The sequence below is a fragment of the Microbacterium sp. genome (assembly GCF_049661145.1).
Lineage (GTDB): Bacteria > Actinomycetota > Actinomycetes > Actinomycetales > Microbacteriaceae > Microbacterium.
This window is the reverse complement of the sequence record NZ_JBASZT010000278.1, coordinates 1-11,700: the sequence shown is the minus strand read 5'-3', so window position 1 is coordinate 11,700 and position 11,700 is coordinate 1. Positions and strand designations below refer to the sequence as shown.

General features: G+C 69.2%; 13 protein-coding genes. 5 read left to right on the top strand and 8 right to left on the bottom strand.

Translation table 11 applies throughout. The annotated features are described in order from the left end of the window. Positions 1-80: 80 nt before the first annotated feature. A complete protein-coding gene (locus WBP48_RS11700) occupies positions 81-458 on the bottom strand; it encodes a Sec-independent protein translocase TatB (RefSeq protein ID WP_424440610.1) in 378 nt (125 codons plus the stop codon). Between the two features lie 71 nt (positions 459-529). On the opposite strand from WBP48_RS11700, the gene WBP48_RS11695 reads away from it, so the two are divergent. Beyond that, positions 530-1,171: an O-methyltransferase gene (locus WBP48_RS11695; protein WP_424440608.1), complete on the top strand. Its 642-nt coding sequence runs from the start codon at positions 530-532 to the stop codon at positions 1,169-1,171. A gap of 59 nt (positions 1,172-1,230) precedes the next feature. Here WBP48_RS11695 and WBP48_RS11690 read toward each other — a convergent pair whose 3' ends face one another. The 3 genes from WBP48_RS11690 to dapE form a co-directional block, all read right to left on the bottom strand. Beyond that, positions 1,231-1,404, bottom strand: a complete 174-nt coding sequence (locus tag WBP48_RS11690) for a DUF3117 domain-containing protein (RefSeq protein ID WP_076690416.1) — start codon at positions 1,402-1,404, stop codon at positions 1,231-1,233. An 87-nt stretch (positions 1,405-1,491) separates the two neighbouring features. Beyond that, a complete protein-coding gene (locus tag WBP48_RS11685; RefSeq protein ID WP_424440606.1) occupies positions 1,492-2,727 on the bottom strand; it encodes a hypothetical protein in 1,236 nt (411 codons plus the stop codon). Next, on the bottom strand, positions 2,709-3,785 hold the full coding sequence (gene dapE / locus WBP48_RS11680; protein ID WP_424440604.1) for a succinyl-diaminopimelate desuccinylase: 1,077 nt from the start codon (positions 3,783-3,785) through the stop codon (positions 2,709-2,711). The genes WBP48_RS11685 and dapE overlap by 19 nt, the downstream gene beginning before the upstream one ends. Before the next feature lie 240 nt (positions 3,786-4,025). Here dapE and WBP48_RS11675 point away from each other — a divergent pair, with 240 nt between their 5' ends. The 4 genes from WBP48_RS11675 (at position 4,026) to ppk2 (ending at position 6,698) form a co-directional block, all read left to right on the top strand. Next, on the top strand, positions 4,026-4,277 hold the full coding sequence (locus WBP48_RS11675) for a hypothetical protein (protein WP_424440602.1): 252 nt from the start codon (positions 4,026-4,028) through the stop codon (positions 4,275-4,277). A 5-nt stretch (positions 4,278-4,282) separates the two neighbouring features. Next, on the top strand, positions 4,283-4,753 hold the full coding sequence (locus WBP48_RS11670; protein ID WP_424440600.1) for an HNH endonuclease: 471 nt from the start codon (positions 4,283-4,285) through the stop codon (positions 4,751-4,753). Positions 4,754-4,818: 65 nt separating this feature from the next. Further along, complete coding sequence (gene dapD / locus WBP48_RS11665) at positions 4,819-5,763, top strand: 2,3,4,5-tetrahydropyridine-2,6-dicarboxylate N-succinyltransferase (protein WP_424440598.1); 945 nt, start codon at positions 4,819-4,821, stop codon at positions 5,761-5,763. 89 nt (positions 5,764-5,852) lie between these two features. Next, positions 5,853-6,698: a polyphosphate kinase 2 gene (gene ppk2 / locus WBP48_RS11660; RefSeq protein WP_424440612.1), complete on the top strand. Its 846-nt coding sequence runs from the start codon at positions 5,853-5,855 to the stop codon at positions 6,696-6,698. A gap of 16 nt (positions 6,699-6,714) precedes the next feature. Here ppk2 and WBP48_RS11655 read toward each other — a convergent pair whose 3' ends face one another. From WBP48_RS11655 to dapC, 4 genes are all read right to left on the bottom strand, one after another. Then, complete coding sequence (locus WBP48_RS11655; RefSeq protein ID WP_424440596.1) at positions 6,715-8,316, bottom strand: L-lactate permease; 1,602 nt, start codon at positions 8,314-8,316, stop codon at positions 6,715-6,717. Positions 8,317-8,540: 224 nt separating this feature from the next. Next, complete coding sequence (locus tag WBP48_RS11650; RefSeq protein WP_424440594.1) at positions 8,541-9,200, bottom strand: hypothetical protein; 660 nt, start codon at positions 9,198-9,200, stop codon at positions 8,541-8,543. Positions 9,201-9,410: 210 nt separating this feature from the next. Then, complete coding sequence (locus WBP48_RS11645; RefSeq protein ID WP_424440592.1) at positions 9,411-10,706, bottom strand: citrate synthase; 1,296 nt, start codon at positions 10,704-10,706, stop codon at positions 9,411-9,413. Positions 10,707-10,820: 114 nt separating this feature from the next. Then, the coding region (dapC, locus tag WBP48_RS11640; RefSeq protein WP_424440590.1) for a succinyldiaminopimelate transaminase at positions 10,821-11,700 on the bottom strand (880 nt) is incomplete at its 5' end.

Genomic DNA, 11,700 nt, shown 5'->3' with positions numbered 1-11,700 from the left:
CGCTCGCTGCGACCCCACGCGGCCTCGCCCACCGGCCGCTCCCGTTCCGCCCCCGCTGATCGCCTCCGCCCCGGGGGGACTCAGGTGGCCTCGGCGTCGAAAGGCACCTCTCGATCGGGATCGAAGGGCGCTGGCAGGGGCGTCGACGCCGTCGCAGCGATAGCGGTCCCGACGGCGGCGGCCTGCACCGTGCGCACGGGGGCGTCATCGAGCAGAGCGTCGCGCACGATGCGTCGCGGGTCGTACTGTCTCGGATCGAGTTTGCGCCACTCGACATCGTCGAAGTCGTCGCCGAGTTCCTCTTTGACCCGCGTCCTGGCGCCACGCATCCACTCCCGCGCGCGCACCGTGAACCTGGCGAGCGCCTCCGCATAGCGGGGCAGTCGTTCCGGTCCGACCAGCAACGCGCCCACGACGAGGATCAAGATGAGCTTGTCCCAGTCGAGGCCGAAGAACATGCCTCCAGGTTACCCGTGCGCCTGCGGTGCCTCGCGCGCCGTGCACCGTACGCTGACGGTGGAGGATGCACATGGCCGATCACGACGGGACCCGCAGGTATGTCGACGAGGTGACCGTCGAGCCCGACCCCATCGAACGTGCCCGAGCGCACGCGCTCGAGCTCGGTGCCGAGCCTGTCAGCGCCGCCGTCGGGGCGCAGATCGCCGTCATCACCGCTGCGACGGCGGCACTGAACATCGTCGAGATCGGCACCGGCGCCGGGGTCTCCGGCCTGTGGCTGCTGCACGGCTCACCCCGCGCGACCCTCACGACGATCGACAAGGAGCCGGAGCACCTGGCCGCCGCCCGCGCGGCGTTCGCCGATGCGAGGATCCCACCGGCGCGTGCCCGGTTCATCACCGGCCGTGCCGGCGAGGTCCTCCCCCGCATGAACGAGGCCTCATACGACATCGTGCTCGTGGATGCCGACGAAGACGGCGTCCTCGACTACATCGACTACGGCCTGCGGCTGGTTCGCGCCGGCGGCACGGTGCTGATCCCGCGGGTGCTCGCCGGAGGCGCCGTCGCCGATCCGGTGCGCCGCGACGCGGCGACGACGGCATACCGCACCCTCATCCAGGAGACCCAGGCCTCGCCCGCCGTGCTCGCCGCTCTCTCGATCGTCGGCGAAGGGCTGCTGCAGTTGACGACGGTGACGCCCGACGCCCGCTGACCGTCGGCCGCAGACGTCGAATGGCCGGTCCGAAGACCGGCCATTCGACGGGGTCGAGATCAGGCGGCGCCGACGACCTCGCCAAGCACACCGTGGAGTTCTTTGGCCTCTTCGTCGTTGACCGAGACGACGAGACGCCCGCCGCCCTCGAGGGGAACGCGCACGATGATCAGTCGCCCCTCCTTCACCGCTTCCATAGGTCCGTCTCCGGTTCGCGGCTTCATGGCTGCCATTGCGGTTCCCTTTCGTCATCGGACTACCCGTCAAGTTTATCGGTATGCCGAGACTCTGGCCGCCATGCGCGTCGCACGCAGCCACGTTCACGGGATCTGCGTGTAGGTGTTGCCGAGCGCCAGCATCTCGCGAATCCACCACCATTGGCCGATGAGCCCCAGCACCAGCATCCCGCCCCGCCATGCCGGATGACGCGGTGCCGCCATCGCGCCGTAGAGCGGAGCGAGGGGGAGCAGCAGTCGGAAGATGCTCGACTGCGGAAAGAACACGAGCAGCAGATACACGGCATAGCTCGCCGACCAGAGGCGCAGTTCGGTCCCGAGCCGCTTGACGTGCGGCTCGAACAGCAGGAGCGCCGCGAAAGCGACGACCGCGGCGCCGAGCGCGGCATAGCCGAGAACTGCCGGCAGGCCCCAGAGCCGGAACCACAGCCCGGTGCCAACGACGAATCCGTGCAGCGGCACGAAACCGCCGTCGTCGCCGATCCAACCGCGACGCCACGACAGCTCGGTGTCCAGATAGGCCGATGGGTCGCCGGTGGCGACGCCCGCGATGACCTGCCAGGAGAATCCGACCAGGACGGCGAGCAGGCCCAGCACCACGATGTGCACGGCGTGCGTGACCGGCAGGGGGTCCCTGCGGCGCCGGATCCAGCGGAAGATGCCGTAGAGCCCGAGCAGCAGGGCGAACGCCAAGACCCCGGGACGCGTGTATCCCATCAGCGGAATGAGCAGATACAGCCACACCAATCGGCGCAGGACGAGCGCCCACAGCGCGAGGAACAGCCAGAGGAGGAACAGGCTCTCGGCGTAGCCCATCTGAAAGAGCGCGCCGAGAGGGCAGGCCGCCAGCAGCGCGACCGCCCACAGGGCGGTACCGGCGCCGAGTCGCTCATGGAGCAGGTGATACATGACGAGGCAGGCGAGATAGCCGGCGACGATCGCCAGGGTCACAGCGGCGAGCGGGTACTGGCCGAAGAACACCACCGACAGGGCTCGCGACAGCGCGGGATACAGCGGCATGAACGCCCACGCGTTGTTGACGACGTTCCCGGAGACGTCGACCGGCAGCTGGCTCGGATAGCCGGCCGTGCCGACGAGCCGGTACCACTGCGCGTCCCACCCCATCGACAACGATGCGATCGTCGCGTCGGCGCCGAAACGCGATGAGGGCCCCGACAGCTCCGCCGCGATCACCAGGAAGACCGTCGTGACGATGCGCGCGGCGGCATAGATCCCGGCGACGGCCAGCGCAGGATGCTGTGCGAGAAGCCCGCGCACCGACGCCCGCGGCGTGGTGGCGGTCAGCGCGCTGTCAGCCACGCCCGCAGACTCCGCTCGACGTCTTCGATCTGCGCGTAGGGGACGCGCTCCTCGTCATGGTGCGCAAGACTGGGGTCGCCGGGTCCGTAGTTGACGGCGGGAACACCCATCGCCGAGAAGCGTGCGACATCGGTCCAGCCGTACTTGGGACGCGGCTCGGCGCCGACGGCGGCGAGGAACTCCTGGGCGAGCGGCGCATCGAGTCCTGGGCGAGCGCCGACAGCACGGTCCACGACGTCGACATCGAAGCCCTCCAGGACGGTGCGGACGTGCTGCTCGGCGTCGTCGACGGTCCGACTGGGAGCGAAGCGATAGTTGACCTCGACCTCGCACCGGTCCGGGATGACGTTTCCTGCAACGCCGCCGGCGATGCGGACCGCGTTGAGCCCTTCGCGGTAGACGAGACCCTCGACGGCGACCTCGCGCGGACGGTACGAGGCGAGGCGAGCGAGGATCGGGGCGGCGGCGTGGATGGCGTTCTCACCCATCCACGCGCGGGCGCTGTGCGCACGGACGCCGTGTGTGCGTGCGATCACGCGCAGGTTTCCGTTGCAGCCACCCTCGACCTGTCCGTTCGAGGGCTCGCCCAGGATCGCGAAGTCGGCCGCAAACAGATCTGGCCGGGTTCGTGCGAGGCGCGTGAGGCCGTTGAGCTCGGCGGCCACCTCTTCGTGGTCGTACCAGAGCCACGTGATGTCAGTGCGGGGAGCGACGAGCTCAGCGGCGAGCTTGAGCTGCACCGCGACGCCGCCTTTCATGTCGACGGTGCCGCGGCCCCACAGGTGGGCCTCGCCGTCGATCGTGACGTCGCGAATGGGCAGGTTGGCGTTGATCGGCACCGTGTCGATGTGCCCGGCGATCGCGACGCGCTGCGCGCGTCCCTGCTGGGTGCGCGCGACGATCGTGTCGCCATCGCGGTAGACGTCCAGGTGAGGGAGTCCGGAGATCGCCTCGTGGATCGCGTCGGCGAGCGGAGTCTCACCGCCCGACACGCTGGGGATGTCGCAGATCGCGCGCGTGAGGTCGACGGACGAGGCGGCGAGGTCCAGCGCGGGCATGCCGTCGAGTCTATCCACGGGTCCTCCCGCGTCCCCACCCGTTCGGTGAGCAGGGCCCGGCAGGGCCGAGTCGAAAGCCAACTCGAAAGTCTCGCCTTCCCGAGGCAGGTTTCCTCGCCCCACGGCGCGGCAGCGCCCCTGAAAAGCCGCTGCGAAAGCTCAGAGGGAAGCAAGACCCCGACGAATCCGAAGATGTAGACGGCGGTCTCAATGTCGGAGGTTTGTTCTACCGTGAGGGGTATGGGAGTCACCTTGCTCACGGGGATCGCGGAAGCGTTCGAGGCGCTGACCGCGATCTGCGGCGACCGCGCGCCGGAGGCGCTGGCCCCGGGTGAGCTGATGGCGGTGAACGAGGCGTTCGGGGTCCTGAAGCGACGGGTCTATGCGGCGTTCGCTCCCGTCGCAGCCGAGATCGCGCGACAGTCGCGCACCGAGCTGGGGAAAGACTCCCTCGCCAAACGTCACGGGTCCCGTTCCCCCCGGTCGCTCTGATCAGGATGAGCCTCGAAGAGCTCGAAACCGGGGTCGGCGCTGCGAGCGTCGATGGGCTCGACACTCCGCTGCCCGCCGCTGCCGTGCGGCGACTGGCCGCGGATACCCAGGTCATCCCCTGCGTCCTCGGCGGCGACAGCGACATCCTCGACTGGGGACGCACCCGCCTCTATACGCCGGCTCAGAAACTCGCTCTCGCCGAACGCGACGGCGGGTGCGCCATGTGCGGCGCACCGCCCGCCTGGACCCACGGCCACCACATCCGATGGTGGAACCGTGACGCCGGTCCCACCGATCTCGACAACGGGTGTCTGCTCTGCACCGGATGCCACCATCGCATCCACAACGACGGCTGGGACATCCGCGTCGAAGGCACCGGCATCACCGCAAACGTCTGGTTCATCCCGCCACCCTGGATCGACCCCGCCCGAACCCCACGCCCCGGCAGAACCCACCGCTATGTCCTCAGCGCCTAGCGTGTCGCTCCTCGGCACGCTCGTCACGAGGCGCCCGAGGCTGCCGCTCCCGATAGCCTGGAACGATGAGCAACGAACGATGGATCTGGGGAGCCGGCCTGGCGACGAGGGCCGACGACGGCACGGCACTCGACACGTGGTATCCCGCCCCGCAGGCGGGGCCGGCCCCGGCATCCGTCGACACCGCCGCGCTCGCGCCCTTCGCGGGAGCGGATGAGCGCCGCGAGGTCACCATCGAAGTCGTCGTCGTGGAGATCGACCTCAATACTCCTCCCACCTCGACGAGCGACGCCTACCTCCGCCTGCACGCGCTGTCGCACCTGCTGGTCGCGCCGAACGACGTGAATCTCGACGGCATCTTCGCCCACCTGCCGAATGTCGCCTGGACGACGGCGGGGCCCGTGCATCCCGAGGCCGCCGCGCGACTGCGTCCGGCGCTGCAACGAGCCGGCATCCAACTCCAGGCGATCGACAAGTTCCCGCGGCTGACCGACTACGTCACGCCGACCGGCGTTCGCATCGCCGACGCGTCGCGCGTGCGCTTGGGAGCACACCTCTCCCCCGGCACGACCGTGATGCACGAGGGCTTCGTGAACTACAACGCGGGGACGCTCGGCGCCTCGATGGTCGAGGGCCGCATCTCGCAGGGCGTCGTCGTCGGTGACGGCTCCGACATCGGCGGCGGTGCGTCGATCATGGGCACACTCTCCGGCGGGGGGACGCACCGCGTGTCGATCGGCGAGCGGACGCTGCTGGGGGCGAACTCCGGCATCGGCATCTCGCTCGGCGACGACTGCATCGTCGAAGCGGGTCTGTACGTCACGGCCGGCACGAAGATCGTGCTGGCCGACGCGCCCGTGCGCGCCAACGGTTCCCGGCCGGTCGTCAAGGCCCGGGACATCTCGGGCCAGGACGACCTGCTGCTCCGCCGCAACTCGCTCTCCGGCGCCGTCGAGGCCGTTCGCCGCACCGGCGTCGGCGTGACGTTGAATGAGGCGCTGCACGCCTGAACTTCTGGGGTGCTGCACGCTTGAACTTCGGCATCCGCGACAGCGATCGTGCACCGACCGGCCCTATGCTCGGTTTCATGAGCGAGCGGATGCCGAAGAAACTGTACGAACGTGAGCTGAAGCGCCTGCAGGCACAGCTGGTCGACATGCAGGCGTGGGTGCAGTCCACCGGCGCCCGCGTGGTGGTCATCTTCGAGGGGCGCGACGCGGCCGGCAAGGGCTCGACGATCAGCCGCGTATCGCAGTACCTCAATCCGCGCGTCACGCACGTCGTCGCCCTGCCGACCCCGACGGAGCGCGAGAAGTCGCAGTGGTACTTCCAGCGCTACGTGTCCCACCTGCCGGCATCCGGCGAGATCGTCCTGATGGACCGCTCCTGGTACAACCGTGCCGGCGTCGAACACGTCATGGGCTACTGCACGAACGCGGAATACCACCGATTCCTGCACCAGGCGCCCATCTTCGAGCGGATGCTGGTGGAAGAGGGCATCCTGCTCCTGAAGTACTGGTTCAGCGTGTCGGACGTCGAGCAGGAGAAGCGCTTCCGCTCCCGCAACGACGACCCCATGCGGCGGTGGAAGCTCTCACCCAACGACGTGCTGTCCATCACGAAGTGGGAGGACTACTCCCGCGCGAAGGACACCATGTTCGTGCACACCGACATCCCCGAAGCACGCTGGTTCGAGGTCGACAACGAGGACAAGCGACGCGGCCGGATCAACATGATCCACCACCTGCTGTCGCAGATCCCCTACAGCCAGGTCGAGCGCGACCCGATCGACATTCCCCACCGCCCCGCCTCGAAGGGCTACGAGCGTCCGCCGCGCGAACTGCAGAACTACGTGCCCGACTACGCCACCGCCCTCGTCGCACAGAAGTCGGCGAAGGATGCCGGCGAGGTCGGCGGCGACAACGCGGTCGACGCCGGGGCCTGACGCCCGGTCGCGTCGGTCACAGCAGCGACAGCGCGAAGCTCCACAGACAGACGAAGGCGAGCATGCCGAGGCTGTAGAGCACGGATGCCTTCATGATCTCGCCTTCGCGGCCCGACAGCCCGACGGCGCCCGCGGCGATCGCGATCGACTGCGGGGAGATGACCTTGCCGGTCGTCCCGCCGGCCGTGTTGGCGGCCACCAGCAGCGCCGGATCGATAGCGATCCGCTCGGCCGTCGCGACCTGCAGCGGCGCGAACAGCGTGTTGTTGTTGACCACCGATCCGGTGAGGAACACCCCGATCCACCCGATGATCGGTGCGACCAGCGGGAACAGGGGTCCCGCTGCCGCCAGCGCATACCCCATCGCGGTCGACGCCCCCGCGTAGTTGGCGATGTTCGCCAAGACGAGGATGAGCGCAATCAGCACGAGCGCGCGCCACAGGCTGGTGACGGTGGCGCGCAGCTCGCCCCACAGCTGGGCCGCGCGCAGCGCGGGCGTCGTGAAGAACGATACGAGCACCGCCAGCAGGATGGCCGTTCCCGTCGCGCTGATCGGCGCGAAGGTCCACGCCGTCGTCACCACCTGCCCGCTCGCGGTGGTGACCTCACCCGTGAGGCCCGGAATCGCCACCGTCGCCACCGTGCCCGAGAGCACACCCCCCTCGGCGAAGAGCGCTTTGAACGGCGGCAGGCTCCACACCAGGATGAACCCGGTGAGGATATAGAACGGGCTCCACGCGGCACCGATCTCACGGATCGTGTGGTGTACTGGTGCGGGCGCCGCTCCCCCGTCCTCACGGAAGATCCGGCGCGGCTGCCAGACCCGCCCCGTCACCAGGATCGCCACCATTGTCCCCAGTCCCGCACCGAGGTCGGCGAGCTCCGGCCCGAGGAACCACAGGACGGCGGCCTGGATGGCGCTGAAGACGACCGTCACGATGAGCACCATCGGCCATGCCTCGCGCAGCCCCCGCCAGCCGTCGAGGATCACCACCAGCAGGACCGGCACCAGCAGCGTCAGCGGCTGCAGGATCAGCACCATCGCGCGAGACAGCTCGATCACATCCATGCCGCTGACCTGCGCGCCGACGATCACCGGGATGCCGATCGCGCCGTAGGCGCCCGCCCCGGCGTTGGCCACGAGCGAGAGCATGGCCGCCTTGACCGGGCGGAACCCGAGCTGCACGAGCAGGGCGGCGCAGATCGCGATCGGTACGCCGAACCCCGCCGCGCCCTCGAGGAACGCGCCGAAGGCGAAGCTGATCAGCAGCACCTGGATCCGCTGGTCGGGCGAGACCCCGCCGATGGATGCCTGGATCACGTCGAATCGGCCGCTGGCCACCGTCAGGCGGTACAGCCACACGGCCATGACGATGATGAACGCGATCGGCCAGATCGCCGTCAGCAGGCCGAGCAGCCCGGCCCCGGCCGCCGCCGTGCCCGGCATGCCGAACGGCCACATCGCGACGACGATCTGCGTCGCCAGGGCGATCAGCGCCGAGACGATGCCGCTCAGGCGGAAGGCGACCAGGCACAGCAGGAAGACGATGATCGGCACGGCGGCGACCAACGCCGACAGCCAGAGCGAGCCGAACGGGTCGATGTTCTGAATCCACATGCGATGCTCCGCTCAGTCGCCCTGTCGCGCGGCGATCAGTTCACGGTCGGTCAACTGCGGGGGAAGAGGGTGCGCGACGAGAATGGACACGGCTCGACGATAGCGAAGGATGCCGGGCCGTGCGGCACCCGCCCGGCTTGTGCGAAAGTCTCGCGACACGAACCAGACCTGCCTCGCCCGCACGGCACGGCGGCGGCACGGAAGAGCCGGGCTCGCCCGCCGGGTCAATCTGCCCGCCGCCACGGCCCCTCGGGATCGCGGGCGCTCCAGCGCACGCGCCGCTCCCCCGTCTCGCGGACACGGCCGGTCAGCCAGTACGTCTCGTCGGGAGCCCAGCCGCCGATGACGCTCGCGTACTCGTCGTCGACGCGGATCTCGCGCGTTGCGGCGGTGAGGTACGCCCAGGCCGTGAGGTGTACGGCATCCCACTCCTGCGCGACACGGCCCCAGTCGGGCAGCAGCCACCGACCGGCGCGGCCGGTCACCCGATACCAGTCGTGCCCACGACTCGCGGTCACCTCGAAGGGGTAGCGGCGGCAGAGTTCGGCCCAGTCGTCCGCGTTGCGGACCTCGTAGGTCACGCCCGCTCCGCCGACACCGATCGCGACGGCATCCGTCCACCCGAGGCCGTCCTCGACGTACGGGATGCCGACGGGAAGCCCCGACGGCAGGGTGCCCGTCGTGTGGGGAGCGCCCCACGGAAACGACCACCACGGCGGGCTCCGCAGCCACCAGATCGGTGCCGTCGGGCGGCTGCCAGTACATCGCCGCGTCGACCGACCGCCGCAGTGCCGCGTCGATCGCCGCCGCGTCCGGGGCGAGAGGCTCCAGCGCGCGGATGCCGTCGGCGAGAGCCTCCCGCGTGGCGGGCGGGTCTTCGGCATCCGTCGCCTGGTCCTCACCGTCCGCGCGAAACACGAGTCGCGCGATCGCCGCGCCCGAGGCGGCGGCGTCGTACCCCAGGTCGAACAGCATCCGCCTGAGGTCGGGCGCCGCATCCGCGGCAAGTTCCAGGCACAGGCGGCGTCCGCGCGGACCCGTCAGCAACTCGTGCGTCATGACGTGAACCGCCCGCGCGAACGGCGCGCGGGGGTTCAGCCGACGCCGGGGTAGTCGCGCTTCGGCGCGCCGACGTACAGCTGCTGCGGGCGGCCGATCTTGGTCTGCGGGTCGTACTGCATCTCGCGCCAGTGGGCGAGCCAGCCGGGGAGGCGGCCGATCGCGAAGAGCACCGTGAACATGCGCGTGGGAAAGCCCATCGCCTTGTAGATGACGCCGGTGTAGAAGTCGACGTTCGGGTAGAGCCGGCGCTCCTTGAAGTAGTCGTCCTCCAGCGCGACCTGCTCCAGCTCCTGGGCGAGGTCGAGCAGCGGGTCGTGGACGCCGAGCTCCTTGAGGATTTCGTCGGCTGATTCCTTGACGAGCTTCGCGCGCGGGTCGTAGTTCTTGTACACGCGGTGCCCGAAGCCCATGAGCTTCACGCCCTCTTCTTTGTTCTTCACGCGCTCGACGAAGCGCTGCACGCTCTCGCCGGAATCCTGGATCCGCTTGAGCATGTCGAGGACCGCCTCGTTCGCGCCGCCGTGCAGCGGGCCGTAGAGGGCGTTGATCCCCGCCGAGATCGACGAGAACTGGTTGGCACCGGTCGAGCCTACGAGGCGCACCGTCGAGGTCGAGGCGTTCTGCTCGTGGTCCTCGTGCAGGATGAGCAGCCGCTCCAGCGCCCGCGACATCACCGGGTTGACCTCGTAGGGCTCGGCGACGACACCGAAGTTGAGCTTGAGGTAGTTGTCGACGAAGCTCAGCGAGTTGTCGGGGTAGAGGAAGGCCTGCCCGATGCTCTTCTTGTGCGCATAGGCGGCCACGACGGGGAGCTTCGCGAGCATCCGGATCGTGTTGATCTCGACGTGCTCGGGATTGCCGGGGTCGGTCTGACCCTCGTAATACGTGGACAGTGCGGCGGTCGCGGCCGACAGCACCGACATCGGGTGCGCCGTGTATGGCAGTGAGGAGAAGATGCGTTTGAGGTCCTCGTGCAGCAGGGTGTGGTGACGGATCTTGTCGTCCCACTCGGCCAGCTCGTCCGCCGTCGGCAACTCTCCATAGAGCAGCAACCATGCCACTTCGAGATACGTGCTGTTCTTCGCAAGCTGCTCGATCGGATATCCCCGGTAGCGGAGGATGCCCTTGTCGCCGTCGATGTAGGTGATCGCGGACTTCACGGCCGACGTGTTGACGAAGCCGTAGTCCAGGGTCGTGTACCCGGTCTGTCTCGTGAAGGTCGAGAAGTCGACGCTCGGGACGCCCTCGGTGCCGGTCAGGACCGGCAGCTCTGCGGTTCTGTCACCGACGGTGACCGTGGCATTCTGGGAGTTTCCCGTGTCGCTCACGAAGCCTCCTTGCGGCCATAGGGGATCCGCTCGCTCGGGATCCCCTACAGCCTACTGGCCGCGCGAGCCTACTCCGATCCACCGCAAACGATCGCCGGTCGCGTAAGAGGAACCCTACGAAGCGCCCAGACGCTCCGCTGCTTCGGCGATGCGCTCGTCGGTGGCGGTGAGGGAGAAGCGCACGTGCTGTGGGAAGTGCGGTCCGTAGAAGTGCCCGGGACCGGCGAGGATGCCGAGGTCGGCAAGACCTGCCATGCTCTCCCAGGCGTCCCGACCCTGCGTCGCCCACAGATAAAGGCCGCCCTCCGACCGGTCGATGCGGAATCCGGCCGCCTCGACTGCGGGCCTCAGCACGGCACGACGGGCGCGATATCGCTCGCGCTGCTGCGCGACGTGCTCGTCGTCGCCGAGCGCTGTGGTCATCGCCGCCTGCACAGGGGCGGGCAGCATGAGCCCGAGGTGTTTGCGCGCCGTCACCAGGCGCGCAACCACCTCGGCATCCCCCGCCAGGAATGCCGCACGATACCCAGCGAGGTTCGACTGCTTGCTCAGCGAGTACACCGATAGCACGCCGCCGCGATCCTCGCCGACGACCCGTGGATCCAGGATGCTGGGGACCGGCGCACTCTCCCAGGGACCGTCCCAGCCGAGTTCGGCGTAGCACTCGTCGCTCGCGATGACGGCGCCGAGCGCGCGGGCGCTCTCGACGGCGGCGCGCAACTCGTCGATGCCCAGGACACGCCCGTCGGGGTTTCCGGGAGTGTTCAGCCAGACGAGGCGCGTGCCTTCGGGCCACTGCGCCGGGTCGTCCGCCGCCACGGGGGTCGCGCCGACGAGCTTCGCACCGACTTCGTACGTCGGGTACGCCGCGCGCGGGTGGACGACGACATCGCCCGGGCCGAGGTCAAGCAGCAGCGGCAGCAGGGCCACGAGCTCTTTCGAGCCCACCGTCGGCAGCACCTCTGCAACGCTGAGGCCCGGCACGCCGCGGCGC